We start from the raw sequence: 22568 nt of genomic DNA, 5'->3' as shown, positions 1-22568 counted from the left end.
CTTGTTTTGGGTGCGCACACTACACCAACCCTTCACGCCTCGCATCCCTGCATTGCAGGGCTCAGTCCCGGTAATGGGTGCCGCTACGTTCCAGTTCGCGAATCAACGCATTCCAGTGCCGTGTGACGCCCGGCCCGTGGCCGTCCTTGACAACCTTGGCCTGCTGTTCGACTTTTGCAATCACCTCGGGGGGCGGAAACACCAGTTCGGCATTGCCTGCCGATTGCGCGGCGATCTGAATGTTGCAGGCATATTCCAGCGCATGCAGTTGCTGAAACGCATGCTCGACACTCACGCCGCCGGTCAACAAGCCGTGATTGCGCAGAATCATCACGCTCTTGTCACCCAGGTCCGCAACCAGTCGTTCGCGCTCGCTCAGATCCAGCGCAATGCCTTCGTAACCGTGGTAGGCCACGCGCCCGGAGAAAGCAATCGAGTGCTGGGAAATTGGCAGCAAGCCGTCTTTCTGCGCCGACACGGCGATGCCGTCGCGCGTGTGCGTGTGCAACACCGCTTGCAGGTCATGGCGTGCGGCATGAATGGCGCTGTGGATCACATAACCGGCGTAGTTGATGCCCAGACCGGTCGGGTCATCGACAATCGTGCCGTCGATATCAACCTTGACCAGGTTCGACGCGGTAATTTCATCGAACAGCAGCCCGAAGGCATTAATCAGAAAATGCTCCTCCGGCCCCGGCACGCGGGCCGAGAAATGTGTGTAGATGTGATCGGTCCAGCGCTTGAGCGCGGCCAGTCGATAGGCCGCTGCCAGTTTGACCCGGACTTCCCATTCTTCCGGCGACACTCTGTCGCGTACGCTACCGCCACTCGACGGCGTCGTACCTGACTGGACTGGCAAAGCGCTGACGTTGCTCATGATCTTGCTCCTGAATGGCTTGTGACTTATCAGCAAGACTAGGCGCATAACGCTTCGATTAAAAAGCACATTTACTTCTAAGCTAATTATAAAAAAACAGAATATTAAAGCCTGTCTCGCCTCTCTCCTTGACGCGCGTCTGACAGTCTATGTTTATTCATTAAGGTTATTTAAGTAACTTTTTATATAGCGATATGCTCCATGCAACGTTAAGTCAATGTTGGAGCATCGCATGTCGAAAACCGCAAGATTTCTACCTCGTATCAGCCGCCTCACAGCGACCATCGGTCTCGGTGCCGCGCTGCTGAGCGCCACCCTCATCGCCCCGGCTGCCGCGCATGCTGAAGGTGAAATCCGCATTGCCGAGCAGTTCGGCATTGTCTATCTGCTGCTCAATGTGGTGCGCGATCAACAATTGATCGAGAAACACGGCAAGCAAGATGGCCTGGACATCAAGGTGGACTGGACCCAGTTGTCCGGAGGTTCGGCGGTCAACGATGCGCTGCTGTCCGGCTCCGTCGATATTGCCGGTGCAGGGGTTGGCCCATTGTTGACTATCTGGGACCGCACCAAAGGCCGACAGAACGTCAAGGCAGTCGCGTCGCTGGGTAACTTCCCGTACTACCTGGTGAGCAATAATCCCAACGTCAAAACCATTGCCGACTTCACTGAAAAGGACCGCATCGCGGTTCCGGCAGTCAGCGTTTCAGTGCAATCGCGCTACCTGCAGCTTGCCGCCGCCAGGCTCTGGGGTGACAAGGAATATGCGCGACTGGACAAGTACACCCTGAGCCTGCCCCATCCGGATGCGGCCGCCAGCCTGATTGCCGGAGGAACAGAACTGACCGGGCACTTTTCGAACCCGCCGTATCAGGATCAGGAGCTGAAAAATCCCAATGTGCATGTAGTACTCAATACTTACGACCTGCTGGGGCCCAACTCACCGACGGTGCTGTTCGCCACAGAGAAGTTTCGTGAAGAAAACCCGAAAACCTACAAGGCATTCATCGAAGCGCTGGCCGAGGCGGAAACATTCGTCAGCAAAGATATCGCTGCCGCAGCCGACATCTACCTGCGTGTCACCAAGGCGAAGATCGACCGCACCGAACTGCTCAAGATCATTGACCAGCCAACGTTCCAGTTCACCATCACGCCGAAGAACACCTATCCCTTGGCCGAGTTTCTGTATCGAGTCGGGGCGATAAAGAACAAGCCCACGTCGTGGAAGGATTACTTCTTTCAGGATGCCACTCCGTTGCAGGGCAGCTGAGTGTCACGGGATGCATGCCAGCGTGAAGCGCCGGCATGCGCGTCAACCCCGGCTACCAGTTGTACGTCACCTTCCCGTAGTAAAAAGCCCCGCTATACCCGTAAGGCGAAAAGGTGCTGTACGCCAGATTACCGCCGCTGGAGGAGAAGGCATTGAGCTTCTCGGGGTACTTGTCGGTGACGTTGTCGCCACCCAGGGTGAAGACCCAGTTCTTCAGTTTGTAATCCGCAGCGAGGTCCAGCAGCCAGGCGGCACTGAAGGTCTGGTCATTGACCTTGTCAGCCTGATAGCTGGTGAACTCGCCGTAGCGCACCAGATTGGAATGCAGCGCCCAGTTACCGAACGTGAGGTCGTTGCCCAGCGTCAGTTTGTGCTGCGGCGTGGTATCACCCAGCAGGCCGATACGCTCCCTGCGATCCACCCGGACCAGGTTCACGCCCAGTTGATCGAGAATCGCCGGGTTGGCTTTCACGTCGGTGACTTTGGTGTGGTTATAGTTGTAGCCCACGGTACTGTTCCAGCGCACGCCATTGTCGAACTGATAGCGATAGTTGGCGACCAGATCGACGCCGTCGGTGCTGGTGTCGGTGGCATTGGTGAAATAGCGGGCGCTGGTGTAGTTGATGTCACCGACGCCGTTACTGCGCAGGTAGTTGATCGCCGCGTTGTTGAGCACCAGGTTGGACGACAGCGAGATACGGTCCTGAATGTCAATGTGATACACGTCGGCAGTCACGGTCAGGCTGTCCAGCGGTTGCACGACCAGACCCACGCTGTAATTGCGCGACTTCTCGGGCTTCAGATCGTCGGCGCCCAACAACTGAGCGACATTGCTGCCCGCCGGGAAAGTGCCTGCTTCCTGAATGGTGTTACCGATCAACTGCGACGAGGTAAAGGTGAAGTTCTGCTGGGCCAGCGAAGGTGCGCGAAACCCCGTTGACACGCTGCCGCGCAAGGCCACCTGCGGGGTGAAATCGTAGCGTGCCGACAGCGAGCCGCTGACATTGGAGCCGAAATCGCTGTAGTCCTCATGGCGAACGGCAGCCGAAACACCGAGCTTTTCCGTGAGGTTGGTTTCCACGTCCAGATATTGCGCGAAGTTGTGCCGCGAGTAGCTGCCCGCATCGGCCGCACGGAAACCACCCAGCCCGGAACTGCCGGTCTGAAAGTACGATTCCGCCTGCCCTGCTTCAATCTGATAGCCCTGGCGCAAATACTCGGCACCGAAGGCTACCGAGACCGGATACGGCAGCCACGTCGCATTGAATTCTCGCGAGAGGTCGAGGCTCAACTGCTTCTGATCGTTGGTCAGCGTGCCGTTATCGAACGAACGTGGCGTGTTCAGACCCAGCGATGTATTGATGGTTCTGGTGCGCAGTTCATAGGAGTTCCTGCCGTAATTCGCAGACAGGTCGTAATGCCAGTCATCTGCAAGCTCACCCCGTAGCCCGGCGACAAACGTAGTGTCTTCCAGCGTGCCGTGAATCAGCGGTAGATAACCGTTCGGATAAATCGCCGCGATGTTGTTCGAGGCATTGCTCGGCCGATAGAACGCAGCCGTTTCGCCACGGCGCTTGCTGTAACCACCAAAACTGTAGAACTCCGCCGCATCGTTGAAACTGTATTCGGCGTTGTACTGCAACTTGCCCTCTTCGGTTTCGGGCTCCCCCTGGCGGAACACCTGCTGACCGTAAGTAGTGGAACCTGCGCTGGACGCGCGAAGGTCATCACCGGCACGGTTGGTGTAGTCGTTATTGGCGCCTTCACCCGAGAGGTTGAGCGTGCCGTTGTCGCCCAGCGCAAAGCCGGTATTGCCGGAGACCTGACGCTGAATACCGTCGCCTTTCTTGTACTGACCATATTTGCTGGAAATCGAACCGCCATGATCGGCGCTCTTGAGGATGATATTGATCACCCCGGCGATGGCATCGGAGCCGTAGCGCGCCGAAGCACCGTCGCGCAGTACTTCGATGTGATCGATAGCCGACAGCGGAATAGCATTGAGGTCGGCAGGTGCCGAGCCGCGTCCGACCGCCCCACCCAGGTTGACGAAGGCCGATGTGTGACGACGCTTGCCATTGACCAGCACCAGTACCTGATCCGGCGACAGGCCGCGCAGTTGCGCCGGGCGAGTCAGCTCTGCACCGTCCACCAGGCTGGGCCGTGGGAAGTTGATCGACGGGATCAAGCGTGCCAGCACCGTGCCCAGTTCGCTGGAGCCGGAACTGCGCAGGCTGTCACCGGAAATCACGTCAATAGGCGACAGCGAGGCACTGGCGGTGCGCTCTTGGGCGCGGGTGCCGGTAACGATCACAGTGCCCAGCGTAGAGGCCTGTTGATTTTGCTCATCTGTTGTTTCTGCAGCGTAAGCACTTGCACTGATCCCGGTAACGCTCAGCAAATTGGCTGAAAAAATCGCCGTGGCCAGTGCGCCTCTGTTGAAATTCCCCATACCGCTACCCCTTGTAAATCCCTGATCCAGAAACTGATGTTCTGGTTACAACGAGCGATCCGTGCGGCGGACGGTGGCGATCATTTAAGTTGAATTGATGAGCCGGTGATCCGATGCGTTATAGCTTAATGAGATTTATAAAAAGTTTTAAATACCATTAAAGAATAAGCATCTACGTTTGTGTCAGCGTTGAAAAAAGCCTGAAACGTGGATAAAAAAAGGCCGCACCTGCCTGAGGATGCGGCCCGAAACGGCTGAAACTGTTTGAGGGGAATAACAGTTATTTAGCGGTGATCACCGACAATCTGGTAATACCGGCGCGCTCGATGGAGGCCATGGCTCGCGCCACTTCGCCATAGTTCACGGCATTGTCCGCCTGCAGTTGCACACGTACATCCGGAGTCTTTTCCCTGGCCGCCTTGAGTTTGGTTTCCAGCAGGTCCGGCTGGATTTCATCCTTGTTGATGAACAGCTTGCCCTGGCCGTCGATACTCACCACCAGCGGGTCTTTCTGCTCTACCGGCGCGACTGATTCGGTTTTGGGCAGGTTGATCGGGATGGAGTTGGTGAGCAGCGGCGCAGTGACGATGAACACCACCAGTAGCACCAGCATCACGTCCACCAGCGGGGTGACGTTGATCTCGCTCAGCACCTCGTCCGTGTCTTGAGTGGAAAAAGCCATGTCAGGACGCCTCCTTCACTTTCTGTCCGGCCTGCCCGCCTGCAGCGCCGGATTTCAGGACCGGATGCAGCAGCACGCGGAACGCACTTTTCTGCGCCAGGCTGTAGAAATCATGGGCAAAGTCGTCCAGGTCTGCAGCGGTCAGTTTCAGGCGTCGCAGAAAGTAGTTGTAGACCAGCACCGCAGGCACCGCGACAGCAATGCCGACGCCGGTCGCTACCAGTGCGGCACCGATCGGACCGGCAACGGTTTCCAGGCTTGCCGAACCGGCAGCGCTGATCCCCTTGAGGGCCGACATGATGCCCCAGACCGTACCGAACAGGCCGATGAAGGGTGAGGTGCTGCCAATGCTGGCAAGAATGGCCAGCCCGGTTTCCAGCGAGCGGCGCTCGCGGACGATCTGCTGACGCAAGGCACGTTCAAGGCGGTCCTGATGATTGATCGACTGGCTGAGGTCGTTGCCTTGCGCCCCCTCCGGCACTTGTATCGCGGCGTAACCGGCCAGCGCGACGCGAGCCGCTGCACCCGGTTGTTCATGGGCCAGTCGAGCAGCGGAATCGAGGCTCGATGCGGCCCAGAATTGCTTATGGAACGTGCGGTCCTGAGACTTCAGGCGTGAGAACTGCACGCCCTTGAGCAGGGCCAGGCCCCAGGTGGCGACGGAAAAGATCAGCAACAGCCAGATGACGGCGTGTTCGATGGATTCAAAAGGCGAAGCAATCAGGTTCATGGCGCAGCTCTCTCTAAACAAAATCTGAACAAGGCGTGAGGTGTGTCGCGATGCGCCTTTGGTTCAGGTAGCTCGCCGGGTCAATCGAAATTCTGGCTAGGTGGTCTATTTGATCTTGAAATCAATGGGCACGCTGACCCAGCCGTCCTGGGCGACATCGCCCTGTTTGGCAGGTACGAAACTCCAGCGTTTCACGGCGGCCAGCGCTGCATCGTCCAGCTGATCGCGACCGCTGCTTTTCTGTATCTGAATCTCGCCGGGCTTGCCGCTGGCCAATACATGAACGCGCAACAAGACAGTGCCTTCCCAGCCGCGACGCATGGCCAGCGACGGGTATTCCGGCGCCGGGTTGCGCAGGTAGCCAGCGCTGGCCGATGCCGGGGTTACCGGTTTGGGCGAGGGTGCTACAGGTGCCGCAACCGGTGGCGCAGGCACAGGGGGAGCCGGTGGTTGCTCAACCGGTTTGGACACTGACTTTACGACCGGCTTGACCACCGGTTTAGGCGGCTGGGGCTTGGGTTTGGGAATCGGTTTGGGCGGTGGCGGCTTGACGGCCAGTTCATCCTCGACCGGAGGCGGCGGCTCGACCACCGGCTGCACGACCGGCTCGGGAGGAGGCGGCGGTGTTTCCACCACGGGCGGCGCAGGCTGGGAAAACTCGATGGTCATCGGCGGAATTTCCGGCGGCACGACCGGCAATGCCGGCGTCGGATTCTGGCTGAGCCAGTAGATGACTGCAGCGTGGAACACCAATGCCAGTGCACCAAGCAGAACAGCTTCGCGTCGCCCGAGAACAGGTTTGGGGGCGCTGTGCAACCGCGCCAACGCCAACGGCCCAAGGAAGGGACGCCCCAGATCGACCAGGTCGCCACTCGGCGTCTGGCGCCAGGGCACATCGTGTGCGCTGGCCGCGGTCTGGACATTGCCCATTGATACACTCCTGCATTTTCATGATAAAAATCCAGGTTCTGTTGGTATCAGTCACCTTTCCAAAGTTGTTATGGCAAGGCAATCATGGCGGAAAAAGGCTTGTTCCTGAAAAGAATATTTGGTTCGCTGGTTAGACTGAAAATGAATATGTGAGTCAGGTTACTGAGGAACGAGATCTCTGCGGGAGAACACTATGTTGCTGACGCTCTTGAATGTGCAGTGCGGCGCAGAATTGTGACGCGGAGCGTCACCCAATGCGTTCCCACGCTGGAGCGTGAGGAACGAGAGGTGTCTGGAACGACACTATCGTGCCGACGTTCGGCGTCTGCATGCGGTTCTGGAAGCTCCACGCCCGATCTTGAATGTACGGTGCGGAGCGTCACCCAATGCGTTCCCATGCTGGAGCTTGAGGAACAAGAGGTGTCCGGGAGAATACTATCGTGCCGACGCTCCGCGTCGGCATGCAGTTCTGGACGCTCCGCGTCCGGTCTTGAATGTACGGTGCGGCGCGGAATTGTGACGCGGAGCGTCACCCAATGCGTTCCCACGCTGGAGCATGAGGAACGATAGGAGTCTGGAAGGACACTATCGTGCCGACGTTCGGCGTCTGCATGCGGTTCTGGAAACTCCACGCCCGATCTTGAATGTACGGTGCGGCGCAGAATTGTGACGCGGAGCGTCACCCAATGCGTTCCCACGCTGGAGCGTGAGGAACGAGAGGTGTCTGGAAGGACACTATCGTGCCGACGTTAGGCGTCTGCATGCGGTTCTGAAAGCTCCACGTCCGATCTTGAATGTACGGTGCGGCGCGGAATTGTGACGCGGAGCGTCACCCAATGCGTTCCCACGCTGGAGCGTGAGGAACGAGAGGTGTCCGGGAGAATACTATCGTGCCGACGCTCCGCGTCGGCATGCAGTTCTGGACGCTCCGCGTCCGGTCTTGACTGTGCGGTGCGCTCCAGTCAATGCATCAATGGCCGCTGTGATCGCCATGCCCGCTGTGCTCGTCAGTGGTCAGCGACCGGGCGACGGCCTTGACTTCGATTGACTCCTTCACGCCATTGGCGTCTTCGACGGTCAGGGTCAGGGGCACTTCATCGCCCTCTTTGACCTGCGCCTTGAGGCCCATGAACATCACGTGGTAACCGTTGGAATCGAACACCACCGGTTTGCCCGCTGGCAGGTCGACCGAGGTGACGCGTTGCATGCTCATCACGTCGTTTTTCATGCTCATCTGGTGGATCTGCACGGTTTTGGCAACAGGTGATGCAACGTCTACCAGCTTGCTGTCGGTGCTGGACGTGATGTGCATGAACGCGCCTGTGGCAGGCTGGCCCGGCACAGTGGCACGCACCCAGGCATCATCGACTTTGGTGTCAGCCAGCGCCTGAGCGCTAAGGCCCAGCAGCGAAAGGGTCAGCAACAGCGGCTTTACGGCGTTACGAATCAGAACGGTCATCAGCATACTTCCATCAAAGTGAGCAGATCTTCGGTGCATTGTTGGGCGGACAGCCTGTGCGACAACCCCAGGCGCAGCACGCCACGGGTGTCGTAGACGTAGCTGGTGGCAGTGTGGGAAATCGTGTAGGTATCGCCCAGCGGGACTTTCTCGAAAAACACGCCGAATTCCTTGGCTGTCGCGACGGTTTCTTCAAGCGTGCCGGACAGCGCTACAAAGGTCGGATCGAAAGCCTTCACGTAGGCGTCGATCACCTCGGGCGTATCGCGTTCCGGGTCCAGGGTAATGAACACCACCTGGAGCGTCTTGCCCTCCTCGCCCATCAGTTTCCTGATCTGCGCAGCCCGTGCCAGCGCCGTGGGGCAGATCGCCGGGCATTGGGTAAAGCCAAAGAAGATCATCGGCATCAGGCCGCGAAAACTCGACAGGGTCTTTTCGTTGCCCTGCGGGTCCTTGAGCCTGAAGTTACGGCCAACGATCTCGTTGCTCATGTCTTTGCCGTGCTTGAACGGCAGGGCATTGGAATTGCCACAGCCAGCCAGCAGACCAAGGCTCAGCAGGGAAAGGCCAGTGACCACCTCGCGGCGGGTCAGATGTTGCGTCATGTCTTGCGTCCCTTGAAGGAGAAGGCGCTCGGAGCGACGAATGCGTGGCGGCGAATTTACCACTCACGGTTCGGAGGGAATACCGTCAATCCTGTATCAAACCGTGAGCAGGCGTTTAAACGTTGATCCAGAGGGCGCAAGACCGGGTGCGACAAAACAGCACGGGGGGTTTCTGCAAAATCCTTGCTCACTTCACAGCCGCTGCGCCGTGCATGAAAACCCGGATCAGCAAAGCGTCCAGTCCGGCGCGTGCCACGCGGCCACGGCGCTCAGCGTCGACCAGCCCGAACAGCAATGATGCGAAGGTTTCGGTCAGCACCGGAGCGCTGATATCGATGCGAAACAGGCCTTCGCGCTGGCCACGCAGGAAAAACGCATCCAGGGCGTCGGAATACGGCAGCCAGCGAAGGCCGCCGGAGTTCTCGTCCATGGTGTCCGGACGCCATTGGAAAACCAGAAACACCAGCATTTCCCGGTGGGTCAGGTGGTTGTCGACCAGCCGCTGCAATGCCTCAAGCACAGGCGCATGTTGCAGGTCTGCATCGGCGATCATCTTGTTCATCAGCTCGGAGGCGTGGATGAGCAGCATCTCGATCAGGTTGGCGCGGGTACCGCAGAAGCGGTTAAGCGTGGCTTTACTCACGCCTGCCGCTTCGGCGATGTCCTTGAATGTCCCGGTGGAGTGGTCGACCAGCGCAACGGCCAGTGCTTTCAGGAGTTTTTCGTCAGCGGCGGGTACGTCCATCAGGTTCGTTCTTACCTCTTTATCGATTTCATGCAGCGCAGTGTGCAAGACACGTTTCAATTGGCAAACGATATACACAATTAGTCACTAAAGTCTCATATGAGTCAATATTGACTCATTGCGGTACAAAAGCGGATCATTCGCGGCTTTAGCGTCTGATGGGCTGCGGCCGGGTGAGTGATGAGTAATTTCAGCAAGTGGCGTGTTCTGCCTGCGATAGCCCTGCTGGGCGCATTTGGCCTTGTCGGGTGCGAACAGAAACCGCAGCAGGATCACACTGCGTCTGCGACGCCCAAAGCAGTGGAAGCGGTTGTCGTCAAAGCAGAGTCATTCACCGTCATCGACGAATTGCCCGGCCGCATCGAGCCGGTTCGTGTCGCACAAGTGCGTGCCCGGGTGGCCGGCATCGTGCTGACGCGCAACTTCGAAGAAGGCGCTGACGTGAAAGCCGGCGCTGTGCTGTTTCAGATCGACCCGGCCCCTTTCAAGGCGGCGCTGTCCAAGGCTCAGGGTGATCTGGCCCGCACCGAAGCCACGTTGTTCGAAACACGGGCCACCGTGAAACGCTACGAGTCGCTGGTAGAGATCGAAGCGGTGAGTCGCCAGACCTTCGATTCGGCGCGTTCGGCGCTGCAAAATGCTATTGCAGCGAAACGCTCGGCGGAAGCTGATGTGGAAACAGCCAGACTGGACCTGGGTTACGCCACCGTGAAAGCGCCGATTTCAGGCGGCATCAGCCGTGCGAGGGCCACTGAAGGCGCACTGGTCGGTCAGGGCGAAACGACGCTGCTGGCGACCATCCAGCAACTTGACCCGGGCGACGCCGACTGTACCCAGCCAGCGGCCGAGGCGCTGCAGATGCGCGCAGCCATTCAGGAAGGCCGCCTGGCAAAAGGCGGTGAAGACGCCTTGTCGCTGAGCGTTGACGGTACCGATTTCCAGAGCACAGGCACCCTGCTGTTCACCGATGTTGCGGTGGACCGAACCACCGGCCAGGTTTCGTTGCGCGCCCGCTTCGCCAACCCCAAAGGTGTGTTGCTGCCAGGTATGTATGTACGCGTGCGCACGCCGCAGCGGGTCGACGCCAACGCCATCCTTGTGCCTCAACGAGCCGTTCAGCGCTCCAGTGATGGCGCTGCCCGTGTTCTGGTGATCGGTCGGGAGGGTGCGGTCGAAACCCGTCCGGTCAAGACCGGCACCATGCAGGACTCGCGCTGGCAGATCACCGAGGGCCTGAAAGCAGGCGAGCAGGTGATCGTCGGCAACCTGAGCGGATTGAATCCGGGTGACAAGGTCATCGCCAAATCTCCATCCGCCCAGCAGCAGGCCAAGGCTCAATAACGCCGCCTTCAGCGCGATCGAGGATCACTGTTCATGTCTCTGTTCTTTATCAAGCGGCCCAACTTTGCCTGGGTGCTGGCCCTGTTCATCCTGCTGGCCGGCCTGATGGCCCTGCCCGCCTTGCCAGTGGCGCAGTACCCGGACGTGGCGCCCCCGCAGATCACCATCACCGCCACCTACCCCGGCGCATCGGCTAAAGTGCTGGTGGATTCGGTGACCAGTGTGATCGAAGACGAGCTCAACGGCGCCAAGGGCATGCTGTATTACGAGTCGACCAGCAACTCGACTGGCAGCGCCGAAATCAATGTCACGTTCGTGCCCGGCACCAACCCGGACATGGCACAGGTCGAAGTACAGAACCGTATCAAGAAAGCCGAAGCGCGGCTGCCGCAGACGGTGCTTAGCCAGGGCTTGCAGGTCGAACAGGCCAGCTCCGGCTTCCTGATGATCTTTACCCTGAACTACACGGGCGATTCGGCCAACAAAGACACGGTCGCTCTGGCGGACTACGCGGCACGTAACGTCAACAATGAAATCAGCCGGGTCAACGGCGTCGGCAGGTTGCAGTTCTTTGCTGCCGAAGCCGCGATGCGGGTCTGGATCGATCCGCAGAAACTGGTCGGCTTCGGACTGTCCATCGATGATGTGAACGCAGCGATTCGCGCACAGAACGTGCAGGTGCCTGCCGGCAGTTTTGGCAGCAGTCCGGGCACATCGTTACAAGAGTTGACCGCAACCCTGGCGGTCAAGGGCACGCTAGACAACCCGGAAGAGTTCGGGCGCATCGTGTTGCGGGCCAATGAAGACGGCTCTGCGGTGCATCTTTCAGACGTGGCACGAGTCGCGATCGGCAGCCAGGATTACAGTTTCGAATCACGCCTGGACGGCAAGCGTGCCGTCGCCGGTGCCGTTCAGCTATCGCCGGGTGCCAATGCGATTGAAACCGTCAAGGCGGTCAAGCAGCGGCTGACCGAGTTGTCAGTCAACTTCCCTGAGGGCGTCGAATTTTCGGTGCCGTATGACACCTCGCGTTTCGTCGACGTGGCCATCGACAAGGTCATCTACACCCTGATCGAAGCCATGGTGCTGGTATTCCTGGTGATGTTCCTGTTCCTGCAGAACATCCGCTACACGCTGATCCCGACCATCGTGGTGCCGGTGTGTCTGGCCGGCACGCTGGCGATCATGTACCTGCTGGGCTTCTCGGTGAACATGATGACCATGTTCGGCATGGTGCTGGCCATCGGCATTCTGGTCGACGACGCGATTGTGGTGGTCGAGAACGTCGAGCGGATCATGGCCGAAGAAGGGCTCTCCCCGACCGCCGCAACCATCAAGGCGATGCAGCAGGTGTCCGGAGCGATTTTCGGCATCACTCTGGTGCTGGCTGCGGTGTTTCTGCCGCTGGCGTTCATGGGCGGTTCAGTCGGGGTTATCTATCAGCAGTTCTCGCTGTCGCTGGCGGTGTCGATTCTGTTCTCGGGCTTCCTGGCCCTGACCTTCACCCCGGCGCTGTGTGCCACGTTGCTCAAACCGATCCCGGCCGGGCAACACGAAAAGCGCGGTTTCTTCGGTGGTTTCAACCGTTTGTTCGGCAAATTCACCGACCGTTACGAGCGCGTCAGTTCAAGCATGATCAAGCGCGCCGGTCGCTACATGTTGCTGTACGTCGGCATCGTCGGCCTGCTGGGCTTTTTCTATCTGCGTTTGCCGGAGTCATTCGTGCCGGTCGAAGATCAGGGCTATCTGATCATCGACGTGCAACTGCCCCCCGGCGCGACCCGGGCGCGCACCGATGCTACGGCGCAGTTACTGGAAAACTACATGTTGTCCCGCGAAGCCACAGACTCCGTGACCATGCTGCTGGGGTTCAGTTTCTCCGGCATGGGCGAAAACGCGGGTCTGGCGTTTCCGACTCTGAAAGACTGGTCAGTGCGTAACGATGGACAATCCGCCGGAGAAGAAGCGGCAGCGTTCAATCAGCACTTTGCCGGCCTCGGCGACGGTACGGTCATGGCGGTCACGCCACCGCCCATTGAAGGGCTGGGCACCTCCGGCGGTTTCGCGCTGCGCCTGCAGGACCGCGCGGGTCTGGGTCGCGAGGCGTTGCTGGCGGCGCGCAATGAGCTGCTGGGCAAAGCCAACGGCAACCCGAAAATTCTTTACGCAATGATGGAAGGCCTGGCCGAAGCGCCGCAGTTACGCCTGAATATCGACCGCGAAAAGGCGCGGGCGCTGGGGGTCAGTTTCGAGTCGATCAGCAACGCCCTCTCCACCGCATTCGGCTCCTCGGTGATCAGCGATTTCGCCAACGCCGGGCGCCAGCAGCGAGTCGTGGTGCAGGCCGAACAAAGCGCGCGGATGACCCCGGAAAGCGTCCTCAAGCTGTATGTGCCCAACAGCAGCGGCACGTTGGTGCCACTGGGCGCATTCGTTTCGACGCACTGGGAAGAAGGCCCGGTCCAGATTGCCCGCTACAACGGCTACCCGACATTCCGCATCGCAGGCGACGCACCGCCCGGTGTCAGTACCGGCGAGGCCATGGCCGAAATCGAACGTATCGTCGCCGGTCTGCCTGCAGGCATCGGCTATGAATGGACTGGCCTGTCCTATCAGGAAAAAGTCGCCAGCGGTCAGGCCACCGGCCTGTTCGCGCTCGCGCTGGTGGTGGTGTTCCTGTTGCTGGTCGCGCTGTATGAAAGCTGGGCGATTCCGCTGGTGGTCATGCTGATCGTTCCGGTGGGCGCGCTGGGGTCGGTGCTGGCGGTTACCGCCGTAGGCATGCCCAACGATGTGTATTTTAAAGTCGGGTTGATTACCATCATCGGGCTGGCGGCGAAAAACGCGATTCTCATCGTCGAGTTCGCCAAGGAGCTGTGGGATCAAGGTCATTCATTGCGTGATGCCGCGCTGCAGGCTGCACGGCTGCGCTTTCGGCCGATTGTCATGACTTCGCTGGCCTTCATTCTCGGCGTGGTGCCGCTGACGCTGGCCACCGGTGCAGGTGCCGCGAGCCAGCGTGCCATCGGCACGGGTGTGATCGGCGGGATGCTCAGCGCGACACTGCTGGGGGTGGTTCTGGTGCCGATCTTCTTCGTCTGGGTGCTGTCGGTACTGCGCCGCAAACCGCACGGCCAACAGGTTGATGAAGCAGCACAAGTGCCGGACAAGGCATAAACACAGGCCGCCAGGCTTCAGGCTCCCCGGCCGGTCGATCAGGTAATCCGGGTTACTGATCGGCCTCGGTCTTGACCTGGGTCCAGGCTGGCAGTGTGCCGATGGCGGTCTCTGATGCAACGTTGACCCGGTTACGGCCTTGGGACTTGGCGGCATAAAGCACCCGATCGGCCAGTTCGATCAGGCCGCGCTGATCCTGCTGTCGATCGGTGCCAGTGAACGTCGCCACGCCGAGGCTCACCGTGACGATCCCGTATGGGCTATCGGGATGCGCTATCTGCTCGTTCTGGATAGACGTCAAGATGTTCTCGGCAACCTGACGCGCACTGGCCTCATCGGTGTCGGGCAGCACCACTGCGATCTCCTCGCCGCCGTAACGAGCGGCGACATCACAGGGCCGGCGAACGCACTGTTCGACCAGCCGGGCCAGGGTCACCAGGCATTCGTCACCCGCCAGATGACCGTAATGGTCGTTGTAGCGCTTGAAATGATCGGCATCGATCAGAATCAGTGACAGCATGCTGCGCTCGCGCCGCGCACGCTTGAATTCCACATCGAGAAACTGGTCGAAGCGTCTGCGATTGGCCAGACCTGTAAGCTTGTCTTCAGAAGCGATCAATTCCAGGTGCTGGTTGAGCTGGATCAGCGCGGCCTGCGACTCCAGCAGCTGGTCTTCGGCGCGTATGCGGCTGTGGATGTGCCTGATCAGCCGGACACCGAGCCCGACCACCAGGCCCAACAGCAACAGCATGACCACGATCGACTGCCGGGTCTGCCCCAGCCAGGGAAGCATGGCCTCCTTCTGGCCGAGTGCCACGACGGTCACAATCGGGTAAACATCACTGCGCTTGAATGCATAAAAACGCGCCACGCCGTCGATTTGAGAGACGAAGTGAGCCGTCCCGGACGACTCGTTACGCCGGGTAGTGAATACCGGTGTGGTGGAAAGATCACGGCCGATTTCTGCTTCCAGATGGGGATACCTCACGCGCAGATGCCCGGCCGGTGTGGTCAGACTGATCACACCGGTGTCTCCGACCTGAATGCCCGAGTAGAAATTCAACAGGTGATTGATCCCGATGGTCACGACCATGACCCCGGCAAAACCAGAATCGGGGGTGTTGATACGCCGACTGACCGATATCACCCATTCCCCGGACGCACGACTGCGAATCGTCGGACCTATATAGGTCGCCCGGCTGGGGTCCTCGAGGTGATGTTTGAAGAAGTCACGCCCGGCACTGTTCACACCCACGGCCTTCGGGTTGGTCGAAAAGATGGAAACTCCGTTCGCATTCAACAGCGAGACCGTATCGATCTGCGGCAATGCGCCCATTTCGCGGGCAATCACCCACCTCAGTCGTTCGATCTGATCAGGCCCGGTTCCGTCCTTTTCCACACGCTCCGTCAGGCCTATCAGCATCAGCTCGCTCTGCTTGAAGATGCCATCTGTGTACGTGCTCAGCGCCGCAGCCAGATTGACTGTGCTGGTCTGGATGTTCTCCAGCGTGTTACGGCGCGCGGTCCATGCCTGCCAGACCATCAGCATCACCACGCAGCCGCACACTACGAAGATCAGCCATGACGCAAGCCGAAGGTCGCGTTTCAAAACCTTCCTCCACAACAATTGAGAACCAGTGCCTCTGGTTTTTCTGAAAACCGGACCCGATTGCTCAGGAACCCTCGACAACCCTTTATCTTCATCAACTACCGTTTTCGGCGATGCACTCGGCTTCACCTGAACGTCGGGCACCCAAAGGTAGGGAAAGAATGCACGCCAGATAGTGGCATTACAATGCCACTTGCGAATGACAGTTGCTTATTAGGGGCTAAAAATACGCGAACAGGCGCCATCTGGATCACAGCAGCGGCTGATTTTCTGAATTGACCGTGGACGCTGAGCGCCCACGGCAAGGGAGGCAGGGATCGGAAGGCGTTACGAAGGGTCAGGCAATAGCAGCAGCGGGTTTGCGTTGGGCCGCAACTTCCAGCTCACGAACCAGCGGCAACACACGCTCACCGAAATAAGCCACATCCTCTTGGAAATGCAGGAACGCGGACAGCACCAGATCGACGCCGACGGATTTCAGCTCAATGATGCGCTCGGCAATCTGGCGCGGCGTGCCGATCAGGTTGGTCTTGAAGCCGTCGTTGTATTGCACGAGGTCCTGAAAAGTGGATTTGGCCCAGTTGCCCTCGCCTTCCGGGCTGGCTTTGCCCGCCTGTTTCGCCGCATCACCGAATGCGTTGACTGCCTCCGGGTCGGCCTTGTCGATAATCTCGGCGAGCACGGCACGCGCTTCTTCCTCGGTATCCCGGGCAATGATAAATGCGTTGACGCCTATCTTCACTGAATGACCATTGGCAGCGGCCTTGGCGCGAATGTCATCGACTTGCGCCTTGATGCCTTCGACGGTATTACCGTTGGTGAAATACCAGTCCGAAACACGCGCGGCCATATCGCGCGCGGCCCTTGAGCTGCCGCCTTGAAAGATCTCCGGATGCGGACGCTGAATGGGCTTGGGTTTGAGGGTGTAATCGTGGAAACGATAAAAGTCGCCCTTGAACGTGAAGTTGTCGGTGGTCCAGATACCCTTCAAGGCACGAATAAACTCTTCCGAGCGGCGATAGCGCTCGTCGTGCTCCAGCCACGGCTCACCAATCGCCTGAAACTCGCCCTTGAACCAGCCGCTGACGATGTTGACCGCCACTCGACCCGCGGTGAGCTGGTCAATGGTTGCCAGTTGCTTGGCCGCCACCGACGGCGTCCATGGCCCCGGCAGAATCGCGGCAATGACCTTGAGTTTTTCGGTCGCGGCCAGCAAGGCATGACTGAACGCTACCGATTCATGCTGATACTCGGCACCGTATCCGGCCGTGAAGCGGATCTGGGTCAAGGCGTATTCGAATCCGGACCGCTCGGCGATCTGCGCCAGCTTGCGGTTGTAATCGATCGTCCAGCTGGTGCGCTGCTCGATTTTGCTGACGACCAGTCCACCGCTGACGTTCGGCACCCAGTACGCAAATTTGATGGACGGCTGACTCATATCAGTACTCCTCTGAAGACGGAACTCCCGAGCGCAGGAATCGAACGGGTTTGCAGTCTTGATAGAGCAGCAACCGTGCCAGACGGATAAAAACAGGTATATCAACCGGTTACGATGCCTGTCTCGCTGCGTCAACTGTTTGCACACTGGCAAGCTGTCTAGCCGCTGTTGCCAGGCCAACAGCCAGTGCCGACAGACCCCGCCGAGCAGCCAGACTGATCAGACACACAAGCCGACGAAAGGCTGACCGTAGTGGCTATTCAGAACTGCGGGACGGGAGTAAATTCGGATCCAATACTGTTGCATTCATCCGCAGGAGCACTGATGAAGCCTAATGCCTGTCTTTTAGCCTTGTTGATCCCCGTTTTCTCGGTACATGCCGAAGGAAAAACCATAACCGTCCCCGCTGACCCTGCCGCCCACCACGCGCTGGTAGAGAAAAGCGGAAGCGCAGATCTGCGAGTCGTAGTCACTCGCCGGGAAGGTCTGCTCGGTGTGATCTATTCCAAGCGTCTCTACAACTGTGAAAAACACACGGTGAACCTGGTCGGGACCGGCTCGACCCTGGAAATCATGGAGCAAGCCCGTGCAATCCGAGGCATGGCACCGATCATTCAAGACACCACGGACGATTACATCGGTTCCGAAGCCTGCAGTTGAACTGACCTGAGCCTAGTGCTCTCTGCTATTCCATCCTGGTAACTCTCCCCAAAAGCGCCCGCACAAGGCGCTTTTTTTGTGGTCGGCCATTACCTTTTACGCCTGCCCTGTCGTCTGCAAAAAAGACTTGCACAGCTAATATTACGGTATACCATCAGACAGACAATCACGCACGCCGGCTTAGCCTGCGCAAGCGCCACGCTTTGAACGAGGTAAGTGTCATGAAGTTTTCATTGTTCGTGCACATGGAACGTTGGGATGAAAGTGTCAGTCATCGCCAGCTTTTCGAAGACCTGACCGAGCTGACCCTGATGGCCGAGCAAGGCGGTTTCAGCACCGTGTGGATCGGCGAACACCATGCGATGGAATACACCATCTCGCCAAGCCCCATGCCGCTGCTAGCCTATCTGGCCGCGAAGACCACGCATATTCATCTCGGCGCAGGCACGATCATCGCGCCGTTCTGGCATCCGTTGCGGGTCGCCGGTGAATGCGCGCTGCTGGACGTAATCAGCAACGGGCGCATGGAAGTCGGCCTCGCACGTGGCGCGTATCAAGTGGAATTCGACCGGATGGCGGGCGGGATGCCTGCTTCCGAAGGCGGTAAGGCGCTGCGTGAAATGGTCCCGGTGATTCGTGCCTTGTGGCAAGGCGACTATGCGCATGATGGCGATATCTGGAAATTCCCTACGTCGACCTGCGTGCCCAAACCGATCAATACCCCGCCGATGTGGATTGCCGCGCGCGACCCGGACTCGCACAATTTCGCGGTGCAGAACGGCTGCAACGTGATGGTCACGCCACTGATGAAGGGCGATGAGGAAGTGGTCGATCTGAAGAACAAGTTCGAAGCTGCGCTGGCCAATAACCCTGACGTGCCTCGCCCGCAATTGATGGTGCTGCGCCATACCCATGTGCATGCGGCAGACAATCCCGAAGGCTGGAAAGTCGGCGCAAGCGCCATCGCGAAGTTCTATCGCACGTTCGATGCGTGGTTCGGTAATAAACAGACGCCGGTGAATGGCTTTCTCGCGCCGAGCCCGGAAGAGAAGTTCAAGGACCGTCCGGAGTTCGAGCTGGATAATATCCGCAAGAACACCATGATCGGCACGCCCGAAGAGATCATTCCGCGTATCCGTCATTACCAGGAGCTGGGGGTCGACGAGTTCAGCTTCTGGTGCGACAACAGTCTGCCGCACGCCGAAAAAAAGAAGTCGCTTGAGCTGTTTATCAAGCACGTGGTGCCGGCGTTTCGTTGAGCTGAACAAGAACGGTAACGCTCATGCCAATGCTCGCGTCCCTTGCGACGCAGAGCGTCGCGAAAGGCATTCCCACGCTGGAGCGTGAGGAACGAGAGGTGTCCGGGCTTATTGATTATCGTACCCACGCTCTGGTATGACCCCCGAAGGTTGGACGATTATCTCTACGCTGCCTGAGCGGCCTGCATTCTGTATTCCACAGGGCTCAGGCCGTTAAGTTTCAGTTTGATGCGTGAGTGATTGTAATACTCAATGTACTCGTCGATGCCGGCATGAAGCTCATCCAGATCGTTAAATTTGTTCAGATAGAAAAACTCGGACTTCAGCGTGCCAAAAAAACTTTCCATAGCCGCGTTGTCGTAGCAGTTGCCCTTGCGCGACATGCTGCATGTGATCGAATGCTCATTGAGTAATCGTTGGTAAACAGGCATCCGATATTGCCAGCCCTGGTCTGAGTGCAAAATAGGCTTTTCATGCGGCTCAAGCTTCTTGAACGCTCCTTCAAGCATTTCGTCGACCATGGAGTACAGCGGGCGCCTGGCGATTGCATAGGAAATGATTTCGCCGTTGTACAGATCCATGATGGGCGACAGATAGAGCTTCTGGCCTCCCACTTTGAACTCGGTCACGTCCGTGGCCCATTTTTCATTAAGGTGTTGGGCCTTGAAATCACGCTTGAGAATGTTGGGCGCAGCCTTGCCTACTTCGCCCTTGTAAGAACGGTATTTCTTCACACGCACCAGGCTCTTCAGGCCTAGCTGCCCCATCAGTTTCTGCACCGTCTTGTGGTTCACAAGATGGCCTGCGCGCCGCAACGCTGCCGTGATACGACGATAGCCATACCGGCCTTTATGCTCGTAGAAAGCTGTCTGAATCAGGTCTTTGAGCCCGGCGTACTTATCGCCCGCTTGCAGTACCTTTTGTTGATAGTAAAAAGTGCTGCGCGCCAGACCGGCAAGCTTCAGCAGGCCATCCAGAGAATGCCCCAGTCTCAGTTCGGTTACGATTTGCGCTTTTTCTGTTGCGCTATTCGTTGCTTCTTCTGAGCCAAGGCATCGAGCTTTTTTAGATAGTCGACCTCCATCCGCAGTTGCTTCACCTCGGCAAGCAACTCGTCACGCGAGCGCGATTCATCGTCGATTGAGGGGGCGTTCACAGGGGGAAGTGCAGTCGTCATCTTTCTTGGGCGTCCGGCTTTTGTGGGTGGCTTGGAGGAGGCATCAAAGGCTCCCTCTTCATAATAGCGCTGCCATAGACCGATGATGCCGAACTGACGGATATCGAACAAGGCCGCTGTCTGGCGCAGAGATAAACGCTCATCATGCATGCGCTTCAAAACAGTCAGCTTGAACTCGTCACTGTAGCGCTGGCGTTTTTTCTCTTGCAGGCCCGCTACGCCATGAATCTGATAGGCCGCAACCCACTGCCTAAGACAGGAAAAATCCACATCGTGGCGATGTGCAACATCCCTCAAACCGGCCTTGCCGGCACAATATTCCTGCACGGCCGCGAGTTTTGCCTGTTCTGTATATCTACCCATGATGCCTCCAAAGGTTGTATCCAACCTTCGGGGGTCATACCACTCCGCGTGGGCACGCCTCTCGTGACGCTCCGCGTCACACGGCTGTTCTGTGGTGTCGGGTGGATTGGCGTTCGACTCAGGTCAACTTTTTTCGTTGAGCTCAACGAGAACCAATACTCCGCGCCCCTTGCGACGCAGAGCGTCGCGAAAGGTATTCCCACGCTGGAGCGTGAGGAACGAGAGGTGTCCGAGCTTATTGATTATCGTACCCACGCTCCGCGTGGGCACGTGTCTCGTGACGCTCCGCGTCACATATCTATGCCGCGATGCACACTCACGTCAGGACACAGAGCGTCCACAATTGCATGTCAACGCGCAGCATCGGCACGATACCCATCTCAATGGTTGTAAGCACGCTCGTTATGTTCAGCCAGATCCAGCCCCATGTCTTCCACCGACTCGTGAGCCCGCAAACCGACCAGTGCGTTGACCACCTTGAGGATGATCCAGCTGACCGCAAAGCAGTAAACGGTGGTGAACAGCACACCTTTGATCTGCGCAATCACTTGCGCGCCCATGCTGACATCCGGCACCAGACCGCCCAGTGAGGGTACGCAGAACACGCCGGTCAGCACTGCTCCGATCATGCCGCCGATACCATGCAGGCCGAAGACGTCAAGGCTGTCGTCGTAGCCCAGGCGTTTCTTCAGGACGGTTACGCTCAGGTAGCAAAACACGCCGCACAGCACGCCGATCGCCAGCGCACCACCCACACCCACATAGGCACAGGCTGGCGTGATGCCGACCAGACCCGCCAGCGCACCACTGGCCAGGCCCAGCGCGCTCGGTTTGCCGACCTTGAACCATTCGGTGAACATCCAGCCGAGAATCCCGGCGCAGGCGCCGACCTGGGTGTTGAGCATGACGATACCGGAGGTGCCGCTCAGGCCGCCGCCCGAGCCGATGTTGAAGCCGAACCAGCCGACCCAGAGCATCGCCGCGCCAGCCATGGTCAGGCTCAGGTTGTGCGCAGGCATCGGCGTATTCTGGTAGCCCTTGCGCTTGCCCAGTACCAGACACGCTGCGAGTGCCGCAACACCGGCATTGATATGCACGGCAGTGCCTCCGGCAAAGTCCAGCACGCCCCAGTTGTGCATCAACGCGCCCGCCCCGCCCCAGACCATATGGGCCACCGGCGCATATACCAGGGTGAACCACAGCGCCATGAACAGCAGCGCGGCGGAGAATTTCATGCGCTCGGCGAAGGCCCCGGCGATCAGTGCCGGCGTGATGATGGCGAAGGTCATCTGGAAGGTCACGAACACGCCTTCCGGAATGTCGCCCACCAGGCTGTCCGGCGTCATGCCGGCCAGAAACGCACGACTCAGACCGCCGACAAAGCTGTTGAATGTCACCTGCCCTTCGACCATGTTGCTGGTGTCGACCACCATACTGTAGCCATAGATCACCCACAGCACGCCCACCACACCGGCGATGCCGAAGCATTGGGTGAACAGCGAAAGCATGTTCTTGGCGCGCACCAGCCCGCCATAAAACAGCGCCAGCCCCGGAAGGCACATGAACAGCACCAGCACTGCTGCGGTGACCATCCAGGCGGTGCTGCCGGTGTTCAGCACGGGGGTGTCAGCTGCCCGTACAATCGGAGCAAAGGCGCCGAGCGCGAGTAAAGCCGTAAGGGATTTGCCGTGTAGACGATTGACCATGTTCAAAGCTCCCGCAAATGAATGGAAAGTGTCTGGCAGCAAAGAGGGTCATTCAGATAAGCGAGGCTCTTCGGCCTCTTGGGGGTTG

The 22568-nt window shown here is 58.7% G+C and carries 17 protein-coding genes; 5 read left to right on the top strand and 12 right to left on the bottom strand.

The annotated features are described in order from the left end of the window. Positions 1-61 precede the first annotated feature (61 nt). Positions 62-877: a class II aldolase/adducin family protein gene (locus tag I9H07_RS10025; protein WP_236424960.1), complete on the bottom strand. Its 816-nt coding sequence runs from the start codon at positions 875-877 to the stop codon at positions 62-64. A 232-nt stretch (positions 878-1109) separates the two neighbouring features. Between I9H07_RS10025 and I9H07_RS10020 the strand changes: the two genes are divergently transcribed. Further along, a complete protein-coding gene (locus tag I9H07_RS10020) occupies positions 1110-2147 on the top strand; it encodes an ABC transporter substrate-binding protein (protein WP_236424958.1) in 1038 nt (345 codons plus the stop codon). A 52-nt stretch (positions 2148-2199) separates the two neighbouring features. On the opposite strand, the gene I9H07_RS10015 is transcribed toward I9H07_RS10020, so the two are convergent. From I9H07_RS10015 to I9H07_RS09985, 7 genes are all read right to left on the bottom strand, one after another. After that, complete coding sequence (locus I9H07_RS10015; protein ID WP_236424956.1) at positions 2200-4599, bottom strand: TonB-dependent receptor plug domain-containing protein; 2400 nt, start codon at positions 4597-4599, stop codon at positions 2200-2202. A 280-nt stretch (positions 4600-4879) separates the two neighbouring features. Beyond that, on the bottom strand, positions 4880-5281 hold the full coding sequence (locus I9H07_RS10010) for an ExbD/TolR family protein (RefSeq protein WP_236424954.1): 402 nt from the start codon (positions 5279-5281) through the stop codon (positions 4880-4882). A gap of 1 nt (position 5282) precedes the next feature. Next, the gene (locus I9H07_RS10005) at positions 5283-6011 is read right to left on the bottom strand and encodes a MotA/TolQ/ExbB proton channel family protein (protein ID WP_236424952.1); all 729 of its coding nucleotides are present in this window, start codon (positions 6009-6011) and stop codon (positions 5283-5285) included. A 105-nt stretch (positions 6012-6116) separates the two neighbouring features. Further along, positions 6117-6941: an energy transducer TonB gene (locus I9H07_RS10000; protein ID WP_236424950.1), complete on the bottom strand. Its 825-nt coding sequence runs from the start codon at positions 6939-6941 to the stop codon at positions 6117-6119. A 970-nt stretch (positions 6942-7911) separates the two neighbouring features. Further along, on the bottom strand, positions 7912-8406 hold the full coding sequence (locus I9H07_RS09995) for a copper chaperone PCu(A)C (protein ID WP_236424948.1): 495 nt from the start codon (positions 8404-8406) through the stop codon (positions 7912-7914). Beyond that, positions 8400-9005: an SCO family protein gene (locus tag I9H07_RS09990; RefSeq protein ID WP_024672090.1), complete on the bottom strand. Its 606-nt coding sequence runs from the start codon at positions 9003-9005 to the stop codon at positions 8400-8402. Before I9H07_RS09990 ends, I9H07_RS09995 begins: the two co-directional genes overlap by 7 nt. 187 nt (positions 9006-9192) lie before the next feature. Then, the gene (locus I9H07_RS09985) at positions 9193-9750 is read right to left on the bottom strand and encodes a TetR/AcrR family transcriptional regulator (protein ID WP_024672089.1); all 558 of its coding nucleotides are present in this window, start codon (positions 9748-9750) and stop codon (positions 9193-9195) included. Between the two features lie 180 nt (positions 9751-9930). Here I9H07_RS09985 and I9H07_RS09980 point away from each other — a divergent pair, with 180 nt between their 5' ends. Beyond that, positions 9931-11091, top strand: coding sequence for an efflux RND transporter periplasmic adaptor subunit (locus I9H07_RS09980; protein WP_236533958.1), 1161 nt, complete (start codon positions 9931-9933; stop codon positions 11089-11091). Positions 11092-11124: 33 nt separating this feature from the next. Further along, entirely contained in the window at positions 11125-14268 is a 3144-nt protein-coding gene (locus I9H07_RS09975; protein WP_236424945.1) for an efflux RND transporter permease subunit, read from the top strand. Positions 14269-14320: 52 nt separating this feature from the next. Here I9H07_RS09975 and I9H07_RS09970 read toward each other — a convergent pair whose 3' ends face one another. Together I9H07_RS09970 and sfnG are read right to left on the bottom strand one after the other, a co-directional pair. Then, a complete protein-coding gene (locus tag I9H07_RS09970) occupies positions 14321-15877 on the bottom strand; it encodes a sensor domain-containing diguanylate cyclase (RefSeq protein WP_032606071.1) in 1557 nt (518 codons plus the stop codon). 337 nt (positions 15878-16214) lie between these two features. After that, a complete protein-coding gene (gene sfnG / locus I9H07_RS09965; RefSeq protein ID WP_024672086.1) occupies positions 16215-17315 on the bottom strand; it encodes a dimethylsulfone monooxygenase SfnG in 1101 nt (366 codons plus the stop codon). 324 nt (positions 17316-17639) lie between these two features. On the opposite strand from sfnG, the gene I9H07_RS09960 reads away from it, so the two are divergent. Continuing rightward, positions 17640-17975 (top strand): hypothetical protein, encoded by a 336-nt coding sequence (locus tag I9H07_RS09960; RefSeq protein WP_058391425.1) that lies wholly within the window; start codon positions 17640-17642, stop codon positions 17973-17975. Between the two features lie 221 nt (positions 17976-18196). Next, positions 18197-19234 (top strand): LLM class flavin-dependent oxidoreductase, encoded by a 1038-nt coding sequence (locus I9H07_RS09955; RefSeq protein ID WP_024672084.1) that lies wholly within the window; start codon positions 18197-18199, stop codon positions 19232-19234. A gap of 164 nt (positions 19235-19398) precedes the next feature. Here I9H07_RS09955 and I9H07_RS09950 read toward each other — a convergent pair. Both I9H07_RS09950 and I9H07_RS09945 read right to left on the bottom strand, forming a co-directional pair. Beyond that, positions 19399-20774 (bottom strand): IS3 family transposase gene (locus tag I9H07_RS09950; protein ID WP_236425799.1). Its coding sequence is split into 2 segments (ribosomal slippage): positions 19399-20303 and positions 20303-20774, totalling 1377 coding nucleotides; the frame shifts between segments, so codons are not numbered across the junction. A gap of 380 nt (positions 20775-21154) precedes the next feature. Continuing rightward, positions 21155-22480, bottom strand: coding sequence for an ammonium transporter (locus tag I9H07_RS09945; RefSeq protein WP_024672083.1), 1326 nt, complete (start codon positions 22478-22480; stop codon positions 21155-21157). Between the last annotated feature and the right edge of the window lie 88 nt (positions 22481-22568).

It is taken from the genome of Pseudomonas syringae (assembly GCF_023278085.1).
GTDB lineage: Bacteria > Pseudomonadota > Gammaproteobacteria > Pseudomonadales > Pseudomonadaceae > Aquipseudomonas > Aquipseudomonas syringae_Q.
The sequence above is the reverse complement of the archived record's forward strand: the minus strand, read 5'-3'. Positions and strand labels throughout refer to the sequence as shown.

Coding starts and splice junctions, on each gene's coding strand:
- I9H07_RS09960 (WP_058391425.1), top strand. CDS start 17,640: ATGAAGCCTAATGCCTGTCTTTTAGCCTTGTTGATCCCCGTTTTCTCG.
- I9H07_RS09985 (WP_024672089.1), bottom strand. CDS start 9,750: ATGGACGTACCCGCCGCTGACGAAAAACTCCTGAAAGCACTGGCCGTT.
- sfnG (WP_024672086.1), bottom strand. CDS start 17,315: ATGAGTCAGCCGTCCATCAAATTTGCGTACTGGGTGCCGAACGTCAGC.
- I9H07_RS09975 (WP_236424945.1), top strand. CDS start 11,125: ATGTCTCTGTTCTTTATCAAGCGGCCCAACTTTGCCTGGGTGCTGGCC.
- I9H07_RS10005 (WP_236424952.1), bottom strand. CDS start 6,011: ATGAACCTGATTGCTTCGCCTTTTGAATCCATCGAACACGCCGTCATC.
- I9H07_RS09945 (WP_024672083.1), bottom strand. CDS start 22,480: ATGGTCAATCGTCTACACGGCAAATCCCTTACGGCTTTACTCGCGCTC.
- I9H07_RS09955 (WP_024672084.1), top strand. CDS start 18,197: ATGAAGTTTTCATTGTTCGTGCACATGGAACGTTGGGATGAAAGTGTC.
- I9H07_RS10015 (WP_236424956.1), bottom strand. CDS start 4,599: ATGGGGAATTTCAACAGAGGCGCACTGGCCACGGCGATTTTTTCAGCC.
- I9H07_RS09980 (WP_236533958.1), top strand. CDS start 9,931: ATGAGTAATTTCAGCAAGTGGCGTGTTCTGCCTGCGATAGCCCTGCTG.
- I9H07_RS10010 (WP_236424954.1), bottom strand. CDS start 5,281: ATGGCTTTTTCCACTCAAGACACGGACGAGGTGCTGAGCGAGATCAAC.
- I9H07_RS09990 (WP_024672090.1), bottom strand. CDS start 9,005: ATGACGCAACATCTGACCCGCCGCGAGGTGGTCACTGGCCTTTCCCTG.
- I9H07_RS10020 (WP_236424958.1), top strand. CDS start 1,110: ATGTCGAAAACCGCAAGATTTCTACCTCGTATCAGCCGCCTCACAGCG.
- I9H07_RS10025 (WP_236424960.1), bottom strand. CDS start 877: ATGAGCAACGTCAGCGCTTTGCCAGTCCAGTCAGGTACGACGCCGTCG.
- I9H07_RS10000 (WP_236424950.1), bottom strand. CDS start 6,941: ATGGGCAATGTCCAGACCGCGGCCAGCGCACACGATGTGCCCTGGCGC.
- I9H07_RS09995 (WP_236424948.1), bottom strand. CDS start 8,406: ATGCTGATGACCGTTCTGATTCGTAACGCCGTAAAGCCGCTGTTGCTG.